Genomic DNA, 16,635 nt, shown 5'->3' on the forward strand with positions numbered 1-16,635 from the left:
AGCGATCGCGGAACCTGAAAAGACTTTCGACGAGGAGCCTTCATGTCGTTCGTCACAACGCAGCCCGAAGCGTTGCTGGCCGCCGTCGCCAATCTGCGAACCATCGGTTCGTCGATGGCCGCGCACAGTGCCGCGGCCGCGGCACCCACCACCAGCGTGGTGCCGGCCGCCGCCGACGAGGTATCCGCGCTGACCGCCGCCCAGTTCGCCGCCCACGCCCAGGCCTACCAAACCGTGAGCGCGCAGGCCGTGGCCGTCCACGAGATGTTCGTGAACGCCCTGAGCAGCGGAGCCAACGCATACGCCGCCACCGAGGCTGCCAACGCAGCAGCGGCCGGTTAGGTCACCGCGATGAACTACTTGTCGTTGCCGCCTGAGGTGACCTCCACCATGATCTACTCCGGGCCCGGCTCGGAGCCCATGGTCGTGGCAGCGTCGGCGTGGAGCGCGCTGGCCGCTGAACTGAAATCTGCTGCGGCCGAGTACCGGGCGGTGATCAGCCAGCTGACCTCCGAGGAATGGCTCGGCACGGCATCGGCATCGATGGCTACCGCCGCGGCGCCCTACATCAACTGGATGGAGCTCACCGCAGCGCAGGCCGAGCAGGCCGCCGCTCAGGGGCGTTCCGCCGCAGCCGCTTACGAGGCGGCACACGCCCAGACGGTGCCGCCGGTTGCGGTCACCGCGAATCGCGAGCTCTTGCAGCAGTTGGTGGCCACCAACATCCTCGGGCAGAACACCCCGTCGATCGCGGCCACCGAGACCGAGCACAATGAGATGTGGGCCCAGGACACGATGGCGATGGTCGGCTATCACACCCAGTCCAGCGCCGCGACCCAGCTCAACGAGTTCACCGCGCCGCCCAACCCGACCAATCCGAGCGGTGACGCCGCGAATGCCAATGCGGTCGCCTCGGCGGCTGGCAACGCCACGGCCACCCAGGCTTCGGGCACCCTGCAGAGCCTGGCGAAATCGGCTGAAAGCACCACTTATGGCGCCGACGACATCCTCAACGACCCGAACTACAACCTGAGCAACCAGCTGATGACCCAACTGGTGACCAGCTCGAACCTGCAGTCGAACAACGTCTGTGCGGTGTGGCGTGGTGTCAGCGGTGTGCTCGGCCTGCAGAAGCTGTTCGCCGACGGCGCGAAGGCCGCATCGTCGGGAGCCGCCGGCGCGGCCTCCGGTGCCGCCAGCGCGGCCTCCGGTGCGGCGAGCGCGGCCTCCGGTGCCGCAGGCGCGGTCGGCGGCCTCTCGGTCCCGGCGGCCTGGGCTCCGCCGCTCGCGGCGGCGTCCACATTGGGCCCGGTTTCCGGCGGCTCCTGGGTGCCGGTGGGTCCCGCTGCCGCGGCGGCACTGCCGTCCGCGGGTGGCATTCTCGGCGGCGCCCCGATCGCGCCGCCGACGGGGATGCCCGGCATGCCCGGCATCCCGGCCGCGGGAGCGGCCGGCGCCGGCTTCCGCGGGTTCGGCGGTCCCCGCTACGGCACCGCGTTGACCGTCATGCCACGCCGTCCCTTCGGCGGATAGCACCCGAGGGGACTTGGTGATCGACTACGGGGCGCTGCCTCCGGAGGTCAATTCCACGCGGATGTATGCGGGAGTCGGCTCCGGTCCGATGTTGGCAGCAGCGGGGGCCTGGGATGTCTTGGCCCAAGAATTGAGCGTGACCGCGGCCGCGGTGGACATGACCATCGCGGACCTGACCAGCGGTCCGTGGCGGGGACCGTCGGCGACCGCCATGGCCGCGGCGGCACTGCCTTTCACCACCTGGTTCAGGGCGACGGCCGCGCAAGCCGAACAGGCGGCCATCCAGGCGAAGGCCGCGGCGGCCGCCTTTGAAGCCGCGTTCGCGATGACCGTGCCGCCGCAGATGGTGTTCGCCAACCGGGCCCAGCTGATGATGTTGGTCGCCACCAACTTCTTCGGCCAGAACACCCCGGCCATCGCGGCAACCGAGGCGCACTACGCGGCGATGTGGGCCCAGGACGCCGCCGCGATGTATGCCTACGCGGGTGGTTCCCTGGCGGCTTCGCAGCTGTCGGAGTTCACCTCGCCGCCGCAGACCACCAATCCGGCCGCACAGGCTGGGCAGGCCACCGCGACCACCCAGGCCGTCAGCAATTCCGCGGTGTCGCAGGCTACTTCCCAGGCGACGTCGCAGGGGCTGACCTCCTTGCAGTCGCTCACTCAGGCGGGCGCGGCCACCGGGGCGCCCGTGGTCCCGGGCACGGGCGCCACACCCCCCGCCGCCGTGTCACCGTGGACGGCGTTCCTGCAACAGCTGGTTACTCCGTTGACGACACTCACCCGCTACTCCAACTCGGCCATGGGACCGTTCCGGCTCATCGACATGGTCGGCCAGGGCCTCAACGGTCACGAGGTATCGGGTCAGGCGGTCGGCGACGTCAGGGCGTTGTTCACCGAACTGACGAAGGTGGCCGATGTCGCGAAAGCGGGCACGGCAGCCTCCTACACGCCGGGGTTCGGCTCGGCGTCGCCGTCGGTCGCGCTGGGCAGGGGCATCCAGGTCGGGGCGTTGTCGGTGCCGCAGAGCTGGCCGATGGCTCCTACGTCGGCCAATCAGGCTGCCGCGACACTGGTTTCCAGCCGGGTGGCCGCTGCGGAGTCCGGCGCGATGCCGCGCGGCGCAATGGCAGGGGTGGCCGGCATGGCAGGTCTGCCCGGGGCCAGTGCCGCCGCCAACGGCGGGCCCACCGGCTTCCGGTTCGTTCCCCGATACGGCTACCGCCACCGGGTGATGAACCGGCCGCCCAGCGCCGGATAGGCGCTGGGCGGGTCAGATCAACGCGCCCAGCACGGCGAGCGGCAGTATGCCCAGGTCAACGGCGAGCGGGAGGCCGATGGCGTTGAGGAGGTCGCCGTCGGCCAACTCCGAGGCGAAGATGTCGTAGTTGATCTGGGGCAAGTTGAACAACAGTGCGGTGCCCACGTCCAGGAACGGAATGCCGGTGTGCGGCGGGAAGGTACCGAAAAGGTCATCCAGCGTGGGGAAGGTCGACCCGAAGTCCGCCATACCAGTGTCGGAGATCGCGTTGATGAAGCCTTCCATCTCGGCCATGAAGCCGGGCGGAGTGTTGGTCGGGTGAAGGATCTCGTCGAAGAAGTCGGCGACGCCTTGCTGCCAGGCGTTGCTCAGCGCCTGCGGCAACTCCTGCATGAGTGCCGACAGCGTCGCCGAATCCGGCAGGAATCCCAACGGAGTTGGCACATCGGCGGGGCCTTGACTCCAGCCGTGCTCGATGTTGCCGTAGCCCAGGTTCACCAGGATGCGCGTGACCGGCTCGAACAGATCGTAGAGCGCCTGACCGCCGCTTCCGAAGAACAGCAGCGGATACAGCAGCGGCAGTCCCTCGGTCGGAATCATGTAGTAGTTGGTCAGCGAATCCGGCGACGCATTCGGCAGCAGGATCGCATCACTGATCTGATCGGGCGTCAGCCCCAGATAAGTGGTGTGCTGGAAGGCAATTCCGAAGATCGCGTTGAGAACCGACAAGAAGTTGATCGGGTATTGAGGGAAGTCGGCGAAGCCGTCGTATTCACGGTTGTAGACCTCTGCCGGGTACAGGTCAGAGGGTGCGGCTCCACTGAAGGTGAGACCTAGGCTCGGAAGAGTGGGCAGCGCATTGTCCGGCAGATTGAAGCGCTCCAGCATGCCGCCGTTCGGCGAACTGACATTGCCGATCATCACGAAATGCACGTAGTCACTGGGCACGCCCGCACCGGCGAGCTGGTACTGAAGCTGCGACTCGATGACTGCGCCCTGCGACCAGCCGAACACCACCGCGGGATTCTCGGCGCTCAGGTCTCCGTTCTGGTACTGAGCCATGATCGCGTCGTAGAGGTTCTGCTGCCCCTGCGCCACCGACTCATCCAGCGTGCCGCCGAAGGGACCCAAGAACGGGTAGAGCTGCTCTGGTGTCGTGACGACTTGTGTCGTGCCGGTGAATCCGAGCGGCTCCAGGTACAGCGACAAGGCGGCGTCCACGTACGACGGGCCGGGCGTGGCCAGGCCACTGCCCCCGATGATGAACGCCGTGCCGCCGACGAGCGGCAGAGCAGTGCCGTTGGCGGCCAAGCGCAACCCGGGAATCTGCAGGGCAGTCGACGGCGCAGCCGCAGCGGTGGGTGCGATCAAGCCCGCTCCCACGACTGCGATGGCAACGGCGCCCAACGGACCGCGTACGTGATTCACTGATGCTCCTTCGGGCAGCCCGACGACGCGGACTCGGCAACCGCTGCTCGGCCAGGCGAAAGCTGTCGAGCAACCTTGAATTACTCGAAAGCAACATAGCAATAGGCCGTGCAATCGTGCGCACTCTAATGTTTTAGTGACGCAATGCCGAGCCACTCAGGCCGCCAAGGACGCGTCCACCCCGGCCCGCACGAAGTCCAACCCGTGCCCGGGATCGCTACGCGATGTGCGGAGCCCAGGCGATGATCAGGCCGGCTTGGCCGGTTTGGCCATCTCGACGGACGGGTTGATGCCCGCGGGAACGTCACCGAATCGGCTGGCTACCACCGGAACCCAGATCTGGGCTCCGCGCTGGCCGCACTCGTTGCTTTCCACGGTGGCGACCATCGCGCCGTGCAGGACGCCCGGGATGGTCGGCTCCAGCGTGAGCACCTGGGTGGTGGTCTGACTGTCCTGTCGCCCGTCGACACCGATACACGGCGTGTGCACGGTCTGCGGCTGCGACCGCCAGGTATCGCCGGTGAATTCAAGGGCCAATTCATTGCCGCCCGACGGCGTCTTCACCGTCTTCCGGTGATCCTTGGCGTCCAGCATCGTCGCCGACGCCGTGCACGCCGAATCGTCACAAGACGATTTGACGGCCCACCAGGTGCTCACGTTGGGCGGCTCGGGGTTGGGGACGCCGTTGTACTTCTCCCCAGCCCGGTTGGCATCGACGCGGTAGGTGCCCTCGAACGCCGGCGCCTTGGGTGGCGGCGCCACAGCCGCCGCAGGTGCACCACCGGCGGCGATCGCCGCCGGGTCGGCCGGCTCCTCGGCCAGCAGGCGCGGGACGATGGCCGCCACCGATCCCACCACTGCAAGGCCCAGGGGCACCAGGACCGCGGGCCGCGCCAGCTTCGACAGCCGGCTCGGCGGAGGTGCCGGCAGCGCACGCGCGACGCCCCGCACGACTGTCCTGGCGGAGTCGGACTCGCCATCGGCGTCCGGGTCGGCAAGTTGCTCGGCCAGGGCTGCGACGAAGTCCGAGCAGTCCCGGAATCGCTCGGCAGGGTCTTTGGCCAGCGCCGCGGCCAGCACGTCGTCGAACTGTTGCAGCTCGGGACGACGGTCGCTGAGCAGCGGAGGCGGTGTGTTCAGGTGGTGACTGATCACCGTCACCGGGTTCTCGTGCTGATAGGGCGGTGCTCCGGTCAACATCTGGAAAGTGGTGGCGGCCAGGGCGTACTGGTCAGCGCATTCCAGACCTTCGGCACCCATCAGTTGTTCGGGTGCGGCGTAGGCGATGGTGCCGATGGCCAGATTGCTGGCGGTCAGCCCGGTGGGGCCGCTCAGTTGCCGGGCGATGCCGAAGTCGGCCAGCACGGCGGTCAGCACCTCGTCGCCGTCTTCGGTCACCAAGATGTTGCTCGGTTTGACGTCGCGGTGCACCACACCTTGCCCGTGGGCGTAATCCAGCGCATCGGCGATGCTCGCAACGATCGGAATGGCGATCTGAGCCGGCATCCCGGCCGGGAACTTGCGGGTGATGAGCTCGCCGAGCGTCTCGCCCTCGATGTAGTCCATCGACAGCCACAGCCGACCACGGTATTCGCCGCGGTCGTGCACGCGCACGATGTTCGGGTGCACCAGCACGGCGGCGGCTTCAGCTTCCCGCCGAAACCGCTCCTCGTAGTCGTCGTCGGCGCTCAGCGACCGGCGCAGAATCTTCAGTGCTTCGCGTCGGGGAAGCCGGGGGTGCTGGGCAAGGTAAACCTTGCCCATCCCGCCAGCACCCAACAGTTTCAAGATGGTGTACTCAGCAAAAATCGAGCCCGACGCCAGAGCCATGCCGCCGACACTAATGATGGTGGGTAAACAGTTGGGTGATACCAGGAAGCCAGCCGGCAAAAAACCTTACGAACCGCCGATACCAGCGTTGGAGCCATGCGCTGGCAGGATGAAACCGTGACGACTTGGCCGGCACCGATGCCCACCGCTCCCATCGACGCGACGGTGACCGTGCCCGGCTCGAAGTCGCAGACCAATCGGGCGCTGGTACTGGCCGCGCTGGCCGCCGGACGAGGTGGTGGTGTCTCCACCCTCTCCGGCGCCCTGCGCAGTCGCGACACCGACCTGATGCTCGACGCGCTGCGGGCCCTGGGCCTGCGGGTCGAGGCCGTAGCCCACCACGTGACAGTCAGCGGCAAGATCGACCCCGAGCCGAACATCCGACTGAACTGTGGGCTCGCCGGCACCGTACTGCGGTTCGTGCCGCCACTGGCCGCACTGGGCACCGTCACCGTCACATTCGACGGGGACGAGCAGGCCCGAACGCGTCCGATCGCGCCACTGCTGGATGCGATGCGCAGCCTGGGCATCACGGTCGACGGCGACGGGCTGCCGTTCGGGATCCACGGCACCGGATCCGTCGCCGGCGGCACCGTGGCTATCGACGCCTCCGCGTCGTCGCAGTTCGTCTCCGGCCTGCTGCTGGCCGCCGCGGCGTTCGACGACGGACTGACCGTGGTGCACACCGGGGCGACCCTGCCGTCCGCCCCGCACATCGCGATGACGGTGGCGATGCTGCGCCAAGCCGGGATAAACGTCGAGGACGCCACCCCGAACCGCTGGCGGGTCACCCCGGCGACGCCGGCTGCCCGCAACTGGGAGATCGAACCGGACCTGTCCAATGCCACCCCGTTTCTGGCGGCCGCCGTGGTCACCGGAGGCCGCGTGCGGATCGCCGGCTGGCCGGCGGTGGGGGTACAGCCCAGCGACGCCATCATCGAGGTCTTCGGTGCAACCGGCGCCAGGCTGCGCCACGCCGATGCGCACCTGGAAATTCAGGGCCCGGGCAGCTACGGCGGCTTCGACGTGGATCTGCGCGCCGTCGGCGAGCTCACCCCGACGGTGGCGGCACTGGCTGCCCTGGCGGCCCCGGGTTCGGTATCGCGGCTGAGCGGCATTGCGCATCTGCGCGGGCATGAGACCGACCGGCTGGCGGCGCTGACGACCGAGATCAACCGGCTGGGCGGCGACAGCGTCGAGACCGCCGACGGCCTGCTGATCACCGCGACCCCGCTGCACGGGGGAATCTGGCACTCCTACGCCGACCATCGAATGGCTACCGCCGGTGCGATCATCGGCCTTCGGGTCCCCGGCGTCGAGGTCGAGGACATCGAGACCACCGCCAAGACCCTGCCGGCATTCCCCCGGATGTGGGCCGACATGCTGGCCGACGCGGGGGCCGGCGCTTGAAACCGGAGGACTACGACGAATCCGACGTCAAAGTCCGCTCCGGCCGCGGCTCGCGGCCGCGTACCAAGATCCGCCCCGGGCACGCCGACGCCCAATCCGCCATGGTGGTCAGCGTCGACCGCGGCCGCTGGGGCTGTGTCCTCGACGGCCCGGACGGCCCGGCCGACATTCAGGTCACCGCGATGCGCGCCCGCGAGCTGGGGCGCACCCCGATCGTGGTCGGCGACCGCGTCGACGTGGTCGGCGACCTGTCCGGCCGGCCCGACACGCTGGCCCGCATCGTGCGGCGCAGACCGCGACGAACGGTGTTGCGGCGCACCGCCGATGACACCGACCCCACCGAGCGGGTGGTGGTCGCCAACGCCGACCAACTGCTGATCGTGGTCGCGCTGGCCGATCCCCCGCCGCGCACCGGTCTGGTCGATCGCACGCTGATCGCCGCCTACGCCGGAGGGCTGGCGCCGATTCTGTGCCTGACCAAAACGGACCTGGCGGATCCGGCGCCCTTCGCCGACCAGTTCGCCGACCTGGACCTCACGGTGGTCACCGCGGGCCGCGACGACCCGCTCGACGCCGTCGCTCCCCTGCTGGAATCCCAGGTGACGGTGCTATTGGGGCACTCCGGCGTCGGCAAATCCACTCTGGTGAATCGCCTTGTCCCGGAGGCTGATCGGGCCGTCGGACGGGTCACCGACATCGGCCGGGGGCGTCACACGTCCACTCAGTCGGTGGCACTGCGACTGGAGGGATCGGGCTGGGTGATCGACACCCCGGGAATCCGCTCGTTCGGCCTGGCCCACATCGCACCCGACGACGTGCTGCTGGCATTCTCCGACCTCGCCGAAACCATCGATGAGTGTCCACGCGGCTGCGGCCACCTGGGACCGCCGGCCGATCCCGAATGCGCACTGGACAATCTGACCGGCGCAGCGCAGCGCCGTGTCGAAGCAGCACGCCGCCTGCTCACGGTGCTCCGCGAGGGCTGACGCCCGTCTCCCCAACGCCGAGTGTGAATCTCACGACGCCTCAGCGGTGAGTTGCGTCGTGAGATTCACACTCGCGACCACTAGAGCACGACGGCCAGGCCGACTCCGACCGATGTCGGCGGTCGCTCGGTCTCATCCATTGACCGCCCTCACCTGGTGAACGGCGAGGGCCCAAGGTGAACGCCAAGCGTCATCGAATCAACGCCTTCGGGCCGGCCGATGAACATTAGCCCCGTACGGGTGAACAAAGAGTTTCGCCGCTTCTCCGATCCACGGCTCGCTGCTTAACCTGGCAATGTCCTGGAAGGTTCCTGCCAAGTCCCTGTACGTGATTGCAGGCGAAGAGGAGATAGACATGTCGACCGTTGTTACACAGCCGGAGGTATTGGCCGCGAGCGCCCGAGAGCTGCAGGCCATCAGCTCGGACATGGAAGCCGGAAACGCGGCGGCGGCCGCCCCCACCACCCAGATCACCCCGGCGGGCGCCGACCCGGTGTCGCTGCTGACCGCCACTAATTTCGCCGCGCACGCCGAGCTCTACCAGCAGGTCAGCGCCCAAGCCGCCGCCATGCGGCAGATGCTGGAGATGGTGTTGAACATCAGCGCGCGTTCTTACGACGCCACTGAGGCCGCAAACGCGGCCGCGGTCTCCTAGAGCTAGGTCGACGCCATGGACTTCGGCACATTGCCGCCTGAGATCAACTCTGCCCTGATGTACTCCGGCGCCGGCTCGGGGCCACTGTGGGCCGCCACCCGCGCCTGGGAAACCCTCGGCGCCGATATCTACACCACGACCGCCAGCTATGCGACCGTGCTGGCCGACCTGACCGCGGACTGGCACGGGCCGGCGGCGGCGGCAATGGCAAAGGCGTTCGAACCGCACCTGGAGTGGCTCAACCGGGCCGCGGCGCAGGCTGAGCAGGTCGCTGCCCAGGCGGGTGCGGCAGCCGCCGCTCACGATGCGGCTTTCGCCGCGACGGTTCCGCCGGCGGTGGTCGAGGCCAACCGCGAGACGCTGATTTCGTTGCTGGCGACGAATGTCCTGGGACAGAACACGCCGGCGATCGCGGCTACCGAAGCCGCCTACGGCGAGATGTGGGTGCAGGACGCCACGACCATGTACGGCTATGCCGGGCAATCGGCGGCCGCATCGCGGTTGACGCCGTTCACGGCGCCGGCCCCCACCGTCAACCCGGCTGGGGTGGCAGCCCAGGAGGCCGCCGTTGCACTTGCCGTCGGGACGGCGACTGCGACCGACGCCGACACCCTGACCGCCCTGACCACGACGCTGCCGGGTCAGCTCGGCAGCCTCGCGGGCCCGGCCGCATCGAACTTGATCGAAGATCTGCTCAATCCAATCACCTGGGACGGATCGACCATCACGTTCAACGGCATGCTCGGCGATCTGATGCGTGGCCTGACCGGATCGCCGACGCTGAGTGCGTCCAGCCCGTTCGACATGTTCATCCGGATGGTGTCGCCCATGCGACTTTTCACCACCGCGTTCAAGGACATGGACGGTCTGTCGCATTCCCTGGTCCCGGCAACCAAAGCTGTCGAGAAGGTCGCCGAAGGCGCCGCCAAGGCAGCTGAAGGCGCGGCCAAGAGTCTCGGTGCCGGAGTCGTCGGAGCCGCCGGAACCATCGGCCACGCCTCGCTGGTCGGCCCGCTTTCGGTCCCGCCGACCTGGGCCGCCGCCCTGCCGGCGGCCGCCGTCCACTCCGCCCCGGTCCAATTGGCCAGCTACGCCAGCTCCACCGGAGCCGCCGCCGGCCAAGCTGGCCACAGCGCCCTAGGTGGGATGCCGATGGCGGGTGCCGGCGGTGGCGGCCGCGGCGGGTTCGGCGCCTTTGGCACCCCCCGCTACGGGTTCCGGCCGATGATGGTCGGCCGGCCGCCGTCTGGCGGCTAACCAGGCAGCCCTGATCCGATCGGTCTGTTTCCCTCGCGTATGCCGCGCCATGATCCGCTCTGGCGCGGCATACGCGATGCTGAACTGAGCCAAGCCCTGGAAAGGGCTAGCCGCTGTCTACCGCGACCCGGCAACGCGCGGGTGAATCAGGCGGCCTGGTCCATCCGCTTGTCACGACGCCATCCGCGAACCGCCGAGATGGCGGTCTTAAGCCCACGACGACGGCCGGTCACCGGGTCATTCTGAGAGAACTCCGGCCCCAGCTCGGCGAACATCCTCTCGCTGCGGGTCTCGGGCGCATCGTCGGCGGTGTCGCGCAGGAAGCGGTCCGGCAGTGACAGTTTGGCGATGGTGCGCCACGTCTTGGCGTACTGCACCAGGAACGGCCCGGAGGTGTAGGGCAGGTCGTACTTCTCGCACACCGCGCGCACCCGCACCGCGATCTCCGGGTAGCGGTTGCTCGGCAGATCGGGGAACAGATGGTGTTCGATCTGGTGCGACAGGCTTCCGCTCATGAACCGCATCGGCTGCCGGGCATCGATGTTGGCGCTGCCCAGCAGCTGCCGCAGATACCACTGCCCCTTCGACTCGCCGACCATGTCGGTCTTGGTGAATTTCTCTGCGCCGTCGGGGAAGTGACCGCAGAAGATGATCGCATTGGCCCACACGTTGCGGATCACATTGGCGATCGCGTTGGCCTTTACCGTCGAGGCGAACGTCGCGCCGGGCGACAGCGAGGTCAGGGCCGGAAACGCAACGTAGTCCTTGAACACCTGCCGGCCAGCTTTGTCGCCGAACTCCCGCAGCCGGACCAGGGTGGCCTGGCGACTGTCGCGGCCTTTGAAGATCTTGCCGATCTCCAAGTGCTGCAATGCGACTCCCCACTCGAACCCGATCGCCAACATGGCGTTGTAGAACAGGTTGAGCAGGTTGAAGCGCTGCCAGCGAGTGTCTCGAGTCACCCGGATTACGCCGTAACCCACATCGTCGTCCATCCCGAGGATGTTGGTGTACTTGTGGTGGGCGAAGTTGTGGGTGAAGCGCCAGTGCTTGGAGACACCGGCCATGTCCCACTCCCAGCCGGAGGAGTGGATCTCTGGATCGTTCATCCAGTCCCACTGCCCGTGCATGACGTTGTGGCCGATCTCCATGTTCTCGACGATTTTGGCCACGCCCAGGGTGGCGGTACCGGCCCAGCGCGCCCAGCGCCGGTTACCGGCCGCCAGCAGCACCCGGCCGGTCACCTCGAGCGCCCGCTGGGCGGCGATGGTGCGGTGGATGTAGCGGGCGTCGCGTTCGCCTCGACTCGCCTCGACGTCTCTGCGGATGGCGTCCAGTTCCGCGGCGAGGTTCGCCACGTCGGCGTCGCTGAGGTGCGCAAACACCTCGACGTCGGTTACCGCCATCAGACCGCCTTTCGGAAACGCATTACCGTCTGCACCTACGCTATCGTAACCTACGACTCCGTAGGTTACCAGCGGGTAATCATTAGACGTCGAGCTCGCAATCGCCGGCGGCCGTGCTGACACAGGTCTGCACACGGGTCCCCGGCTCGTGGTCGGCACCGCTGCGCAGATCACGCGCCTGTCCCGCCACCAGCGTCACCACGCATGACTGGCAGATGCCCATCCGACACCCGAACGGCATCAGAACCCCGGCGCTCTCGCCGGCCTCGAGCAGCGTCGTTGCCGCATCCGCCGCAACGCTCTTGCCGCTGGCCGCGAAGGTCACCATGCCCCCGCCCTCGGCCGTCGCGGTACGCGCCACCGCGAACCGCTCGACATGCAAGTGGTCGGCGATCCCCGCAGCGGCCCAGACGCGTTCGGCGTCGCCGAGCATCGCCGCCGGCCCGCACGCCCAGGTCTGGCGCTCACGCCAGTCGGGCACCTCGGCGTCCAGGGTTTCGGGTCCCCGCAGCTCCAGCCGGCCCTGGTCGCGAGTGGTGCGCAGCAGCAGCCGGTAGCCGGGATGGTCGCGTGCCAAAGCGGCCAACTCATCGGCGAACAGCGTGTCGGCTGCCGTGGGCGCCGAATGCAGGTGGACGACGTCGGCGATGGCGCCGCGCCGAGCCAGCGAGCGCAACATCGCCATGACCGGCGTGATCCCGGAGCCGGCGGTGACGAACAGCACCGTGGCCGGCGCCGGGTCGGGCAATACGAACTCCCCCTGCGGGGCGGCCAGCCGGACCACGGTCCCCGGAGCGACGCCGTCCACCAGGTGGCTGGACAGGAAACCTTCCGGCATCGCCTTGACGGTGATGGAAATGGTGCGAGAACCGGTCACCGGCGGCGAGGTCAGCGAGTAAGAACGCCAACGCCATCGACCGTCGACCAGCAGCCCGATGCCGATGTACTGGCCGGCCCGGTAGTCGAATTGGAACCCCCAGCCGGGCCTGATGACCAGCGTTGCCGAATCCCCGGTCTCGCGCCGGACCTCCACCACCCGTCCACGCAGTTCCCGGGCCGACCACAACGGGTTGGCCAATCGCAGATAGTCGTCTGGCAACAGCGGGGTGGTGATCTGTGTTGCGATGCGGCGCACCGCATTCCAGACCGGGTGACGGTCGGCCCCCACGGCGGTCGGCCGCTTGGTGTCACCGATGTGGGCGACGATCGCCGAATGCTTCTTGCTCACTAAACCTACGGTACCGTAACTTGCGCGAGGCGCCAGCCGCGCGAGGTCAGAGCAGGTCGAGCAGGAACGGCAGCTCCTGGGTGGCATACCAGGCCAGGTCGTGGTCCTGGGCGTCGCCGACGGTCAGCTCGGCGTCCTCGTCGCCGAGGTCGGCGTCGTCGATCACCGCCATTGCCGCGAGCACAGCCGGCTCGGCGGCAGCGTTGTCCACATACGCCGCGACCACGTCGGTGATTGCGACCAGCCCGGCCAGCCGCACCACGGCGGTATCCAGATCGGGGCGGGCGGCAGCCCCCTCGACCTCGGCGACCAGCACCGCCCGGCGCGTGGGCAGCTTCTCGCCGGCCGAATCGGCGTCCGCACCACCGAGCAACCGCAGCGAGGCCAGCGCCGCCTCCCCCAGCGCGACCTCGGCCAGTTCGTCGTCGTCGCCGTGGGCGTAGGCCTCCCGCAGCGCCGGGGTTACCGCGAACGCGGTCCCGCTGACCGGACGCAATGAACCGTCGGCAACCAGTTGGGCCAGCATGGCCAGCGTCGCCGGGATGTATACCCGCATGTGACCAGACCTTAGCCGCGATCGCGAGCGCGGCGAAGCCGGGCGCTGCGGGTCGCGGCCATCAGGCCCAGCCGCGATCGCGAGCGCGGCGAAGCCGGGCGCTGCGGGTCACGCGTCGCCCAGCAGCGTGGCGGCGTAGTCGTCCACATAGCGATAGAGGCTGCGGTCGGGCCGCTCGTAAAAGCCGGTGACGATGGGCTTCTTCGGCAAGTCCACCCGCTGGTGCTCCACCTCGCGATACGGAATGGACTCCAACAGGTGCGACATCATGTTCAACCGCGCGTGGGTCTTCACCTCAGACTCGACCACATACCAGGGGCTGGACGCCGTATCGGTGCGGGCCATCATCTCGTCGCGGGCCCGGGAGTAGTCCTCCCAGCGGTGCAGCGCCTCAAGATCCATCGGCGACAACTTCCACTGCCGCAGCGGGTCGTTGCGCCGCTTACGGAACCGGCGCAGCTGCTCTGCCTGCGAGACCGAGAACCAGTACTTGCGCAACAGGATTCCGTCGTCGATCAATAGCTGCTCGAAGACCGGGGCCTGCTTCAGGAACTGCGCGTGCTCCTCGGGCGTACAAAATCCCATCACCTTCTCCACCCCGGCCCGGTTGTACCAGGATCGGTCGAAGAGCGTGATCTCACCGCGCGCCGGCAAGTGCGCGACGTAGCGCTGGAAGTACCACTCCCCCCGTTCGCGCTCGGTGGGGGCCGGAAGTGCCGCGATCCGCACGGTACGCGGGCTCAGGTATTCGGTGATGCGCTTGATGACGCCGCCCTTGCCTGCGGCATCACGGCCCTCGAAGAGCACCACCACCCGGGTGCCGGTATCGCGGACCCATTCCTGGAGTTTGACGAATTCGCTTTGCAGACGCAGCAATTCCTTTTCGTACACGTCATCGGCGAGCCGCCGCTTAGCGGCTTCGAATTCGTCCTCGCTCACTGTGCTGCCTCCAGCAGTTCGGCCAGCGCCTCATCCAGTAGTGCCGAGACCATTCCTACGTCACTCATCGCCTTGCGGTCGGCATTCACCCCGAAATAGAGCGTGCCGTTGTAGGACGTCACCCCGATCGTCAACGCCTTGTTCGGCAACAACGGGGGCACACTGTAGGTCTCGAGCAGCTTCGCGCCGCAGACGTAGAGCTGTCGCTGCGCGCCCGGCGCATTGGTGATCAGCAGGTTGAACACCCGCCCGGAGAACCCGGCGAACGCGGTCGCGACCCGAACGCCCATCGCGTGCAGGGTCGGCGGGGCGAAGCCCGCCACGGTCAAGATGGTGCGGGCGTCCACCAGCCCGGTCGAGGTGGGATGCGATTCGGTGGCGTAGGCAATCTGGGAGAGCCGGACTACCGGATTCGGTTCTCCGACAGGAAGGTCGACCAGGAACGGCGTGACCGCACCGATAGGTTGGCCCGCAGAGTCGAATTCGTGGTCCGGGTACACCGACAACGGTGCCAGCGCCCGTACCGTGCGCGTCGACCCGACCGGCTCGCCGCGGGCCAGCAGCCAGTTCCGCAACGCCCCGGTGACCACGGCGAGCACCACGTCGTTGATGGCGCAGCCGTAACGGGCCCGTACCGTTCGATAATCCTCCAGCGAACCGCGAGCCACCGTGAACAAGCGGTTCTGCGAGACCTGGGTGTTGAGCGGGCTGCGCGGGGCCGCGCCGCGTGCGATGGCGCGAGCCGCATCGAACGCCTTGCGGCCCGCCCAGGTCAGCGGGCTGCCGACCGTCGACCCGACCGCCTGCAGTTGGGTGCGCGGAGCCGCCACCCAGTCCCCGACCGCACCGAGCACCAGCTCGACGGCGCCGGGCTCGTCGCGCGGCACCCAGATATCCTCATCGAACGGCGGTGGGCGCTGGGTCCGGTCGACCAGGACGTGCCCCATCGCCGGGGCCGCCATGCCGTGGACCAGCGCCTGGTGCGACTTGATGTAGATGGCGATCCGGTTGTCGGCCAACCCCTCGATCAGATAGGTCGCCCACAGCGGACGGGCGCGATCCAGCGGTTGTTGCCCCAATCGGGCGATCAGCTCGTGCAGCTGTCGATCACTGCCAGGAGACGGCACCGCGAGATGCCTTACGTGGTAGGTGATGTCGAACTCGTGGTCGTCCACCCACACCGGGCGGGCCAGGCTCATGGTGACTTCGCGAATCTTCTGCCGATAGCGCGGGATCTGTGGCAGCCGTTGCTCGACGGTCTCCAGCAGTTTGTCGTAGCTCAAGCCGCCCCGCGGGTTACGCAGAATGAACAGCGACTGCACGTACATCGGCGTCGTCGTGTTCTCCAGCCGATAGAAAGAGGCTTCCGACGCCGATAGCCGGTTCACCATCGTGGCCCGTCCTCCTTTCTGGCTCGATCCGGCCGGGCACCGCACCAGTCCCGGATCGGAGAAAAACACTGCCGCTCACGGTAGCCCGCCGCTGGGCGCCGGCGCACGCGGATACGCGGCAGCCGCGATTGTGCGATGATCGCCGCACACGCCCTGCCACTCTCCAGCAGGCCCGCCACCCCGGACCGACCCTGGAGAGCTGCCGTGCCCACCGATCCGACCCCACTGCCGCGCTCGGCCGTCGCGCCGATGCTCGACTACGAACCGCCTGCCCGCCCGACCATGCCGTGTCGGCCCGCGCACCCTCCCGCATCCTCGCCGTCGGCCCGACCCCGCCACTGGCATCCCCCGCGAACACGGCCCGATCGACCCACGCGCAACGTCTTACCGGCCGCGCTGCAGTCGGCAGCGGTGTTCGCCGACGCGGCGCTGCGCCGGGTCCTGGAAGTGGTGGACGGGCGCCGGCCGTCGAGGCATCTGCATCCGCTGCTTGCCGCCGGATTGGCCGACTCAGTGGTGTCGGCCCGCCTGGCCACGCAGGCGGGCCGGGTTGAGCCGGCCATCCTGCAGCGGGTGCGGGTGCAACCGGCGGGCTCGGGCGAACCGGCCAGCGCGGTGGAGGTTTTCGGCACCTACCGGCGCGGGCGGCGCACGCATGCGCTGGCCTGCCGCGTCGAGTCCATCCCACGGACCGGAAACGGCCCAGCCTGGCAGATCGTCGCGCTGCACATCGGCTAGCGGGGGACGGATCGGCGCCA

The 16,635-nt window shown here is 68.3% G+C and carries 15 protein-coding genes; 8 read left to right on the forward strand and 7 right to left on the reverse strand.

The features are described 5' to 3' along the window. Nucleotides 1-42: 42 nt before the first annotated feature. Genes ACJH5R_RS16205 through ACJH5R_RS16215 form a run of 3 tightly spaced genes read left to right on the forward strand, consistent with a single transcriptional unit; the run spans nucleotide 43 to nucleotide 2,791 of the window. Nucleotides 43-342 carry a PE family protein gene (locus tag ACJH5R_RS16205; protein WP_406758157.1) on the forward strand — a complete coding sequence of 100 codons (300 nt, stop codon included), beginning with the start codon at nucleotides 43-45 and terminating at the stop codon, nucleotides 340-342. A 9-nt stretch (nucleotides 343-351) separates the two neighbouring features. Continuing rightward, on the forward strand, nucleotides 352-1,533 hold the full coding sequence (locus ACJH5R_RS16210; protein ID WP_406758156.1) for a PPE family protein: 1,182 nt from the start codon (nucleotides 352-354) through the stop codon (nucleotides 1,531-1,533). A 19-nt stretch (nucleotides 1,534-1,552) separates the two neighbouring features. Next, the gene (locus ACJH5R_RS16215; protein WP_406758204.1) at nucleotides 1,553-2,791 is read left to right on the forward strand and encodes a PPE family protein; all 1,239 of its coding nucleotides are present in this window, start codon (nucleotides 1,553-1,555) and stop codon (nucleotides 2,789-2,791) included. Nucleotides 2,792-2,803: 12 nt separating this feature from the next. Here ACJH5R_RS16215 and ACJH5R_RS16220 read toward each other — a convergent pair whose 3' ends face one another. Next, entirely contained in the window at nucleotides 2,804-4,219 is a 1,416-nt protein-coding gene (locus tag ACJH5R_RS16220; RefSeq protein WP_406782358.1) for a PE-PPE domain-containing protein, read from the reverse strand. 246 nt (nucleotides 4,220-4,465) lie between these two features. After that, complete coding sequence (locus ACJH5R_RS16225; RefSeq protein ID WP_406758154.1) at nucleotides 4,466-6,049, reverse strand: serine/threonine-protein kinase; 1,584 nt, start codon at nucleotides 6,047-6,049, stop codon at nucleotides 4,466-4,468. Between the two features lie 117 nt (nucleotides 6,050-6,166). On the opposite strand from ACJH5R_RS16225, the gene aroA reads away from it, so the two are divergent. The 4 genes from aroA to ACJH5R_RS16245 all read left to right on the forward strand — a co-directional run bounded on the left by aroA (nucleotide 6,167) and on the right by ACJH5R_RS16245 (nucleotide 10,357). After that, on the forward strand, nucleotides 6,167-7,459 hold the full coding sequence (aroA, locus tag ACJH5R_RS16230) for a 3-phosphoshikimate 1-carboxyvinyltransferase (protein WP_406782359.1): 1,293 nt from the start codon (nucleotides 6,167-6,169) through the stop codon (nucleotides 7,457-7,459). After that, nucleotides 7,456-8,445, forward strand: a complete 990-nt coding sequence (rsgA, locus tag ACJH5R_RS16235) for a ribosome small subunit-dependent GTPase A (protein WP_406782360.1) — start codon at nucleotides 7,456-7,458, stop codon at nucleotides 8,443-8,445. Before aroA ends, rsgA begins: the two co-directional genes overlap by 4 nt. 355 nt (nucleotides 8,446-8,800) lie before the next feature. Continuing rightward, a complete protein-coding gene (locus ACJH5R_RS16240) occupies nucleotides 8,801-9,100 on the forward strand; it encodes a PE family protein (protein WP_406758151.1) in 300 nt (99 codons plus the stop codon). 15 nt (nucleotides 9,101-9,115) lie between these two features. Further along, a complete protein-coding gene (locus ACJH5R_RS16245) occupies nucleotides 9,116-10,357 on the forward strand; it encodes a PPE family protein (protein WP_406782361.1) in 1,242 nt (413 codons plus the stop codon). 146 nt (nucleotides 10,358-10,503) lie between these two features. Here ACJH5R_RS16245 and ACJH5R_RS16250 read toward each other — a convergent pair whose 3' ends face one another. From ACJH5R_RS16250 to ACJH5R_RS16270, 5 genes are all read right to left on the reverse strand, one after another. Beyond that, a complete protein-coding gene (locus ACJH5R_RS16250) occupies nucleotides 10,504-11,763 on the reverse strand; it encodes a fatty acid desaturase family protein (RefSeq protein ID WP_406758149.1) in 1,260 nt (419 codons plus the stop codon). Between the two features lie 82 nt (nucleotides 11,764-11,845). Next, a complete protein-coding gene (locus ACJH5R_RS16255) occupies nucleotides 11,846-12,991 on the reverse strand; it encodes a ferredoxin reductase (protein WP_406782362.1) in 1,146 nt (381 codons plus the stop codon). 46 nt (nucleotides 12,992-13,037) lie between these two features. Continuing rightward, nucleotides 13,038-13,547: a DUF6912 family protein gene (locus ACJH5R_RS16260; RefSeq protein ID WP_406782363.1), complete on the reverse strand. Its 510-nt coding sequence runs from the start codon at nucleotides 13,545-13,547 to the stop codon at nucleotides 13,038-13,040. Nucleotides 13,548-13,655: 108 nt separating this feature from the next. Continuing rightward, nucleotides 13,656-14,486 carry a polyphosphate kinase 2 gene (gene ppk2, locus ACJH5R_RS16265; protein ID WP_406782364.1) on the reverse strand — a complete coding sequence of 277 codons (831 nt, stop codon included), beginning with the start codon at nucleotides 14,484-14,486 and terminating at the stop codon, nucleotides 13,656-13,658. Then, nucleotides 14,483-15,877, reverse strand: a complete 1,395-nt coding sequence (locus ACJH5R_RS16270) for a WS/DGAT/MGAT family O-acyltransferase (protein ID WP_406758145.1) — start codon at nucleotides 15,875-15,877, stop codon at nucleotides 14,483-14,485. Before ACJH5R_RS16270 ends, ppk2 begins: the two co-directional genes overlap by 4 nt. A gap of 204 nt (nucleotides 15,878-16,081) precedes the next feature. On the opposite strand from ACJH5R_RS16270, the gene ACJH5R_RS16275 reads away from it, so the two are divergent. Beyond that, nucleotides 16,082-16,615: an Rv3235 family protein gene (locus ACJH5R_RS16275; RefSeq protein ID WP_406758144.1), complete on the forward strand. Its 534-nt coding sequence runs from the start codon at nucleotides 16,082-16,084 to the stop codon at nucleotides 16,613-16,615. The last annotated feature ends 20 nt before the right edge of the window (nucleotides 16,616-16,635 follow it).

It is taken from the genome of Mycobacterium sp. SMC-19, assembly GCF_045310815.1.
Lineage (GTDB): Bacteria > Actinomycetota > Actinomycetes > Mycobacteriales > Mycobacteriaceae > Mycobacterium.